The sequence below is a fragment of the Actinomadura fibrosa genome, assembly GCF_900659615.1.
GTDB classification, from domain to species: Bacteria; Actinomycetota; Actinomycetes; order Streptosporangiales; family Streptosporangiaceae; genus Spirillospora; species Spirillospora fibrosa.
Map to the genome: position 1 here is coordinate 1 of NZ_CAACUY010000561.1, position 652 is coordinate 652.

Genomic DNA, 652 nt, shown 5'->3' on the forward strand with positions numbered 1-652 from the left:
CCGACCCGGGCGCGCCCCGGCCGATCGGCGGCGGCCAGCCGAAGCCGCGCACCCCGCGTCCCGCCGCGCAGGACCCGCGCTGGAACGCCGCCGGCCCGCAGCAGGACCCGCGGACGGACGGCCAGGGTGAGCAGGACCCGCGCCAGACCCCGGACTCCCAGCCGAAGGAGCCGCCGCTCAGCCAGCTCAACCCGCGCAAGCTGCCCGTGGTCCAGGAGGTCGTGCAGTCGCTGCGCGACTCCGTCCCGAGCGAGAACGGCGACTCGCTGGAGTTCAAGCCGAAGCTCCCGATGGTGAAGGGCGTCCCGCTGCTGATCGGCGGCACCCCCGTCCTGAACTGACCGTGCAGAACTGACCGTGCAGAACTGACCGTGCTGGATCGACCGTGCTCGACGGGCGGTCCCGGCTCCGAACCGGTCGCCGTGCATACGGCCGGACGGGCGGGTCCGCGATCGGGTCACGGGTGAGGCGAGCGGGGGCGGCGGACGTGCCGCCCCCGTTCCCATGTCCGGCTCCCGCACAGGAAGGCGAGACCATGCTCGACCGCACCTCCGCCCGCGTCGCGCGGCGTCCTCGGGGATCCACCGCTCCAGGCCGTCCCGGCGCAGGACGACGATCTGGTGCCGGCCCGGCCCCAGCGCCGGGACGGACG

1 pseudogene is annotated in these 652 nt (G+C 75.3%); it reads left to right on the forward strand.

Annotated elements, in window-relative coordinates:
• Window positions 1-341: pseudogene (locus tag E1300_RS51220) on the forward strand (hypothetical protein); the annotation flags it as partial.
• Window positions 342-652: the final 311 nt, after the last annotated feature.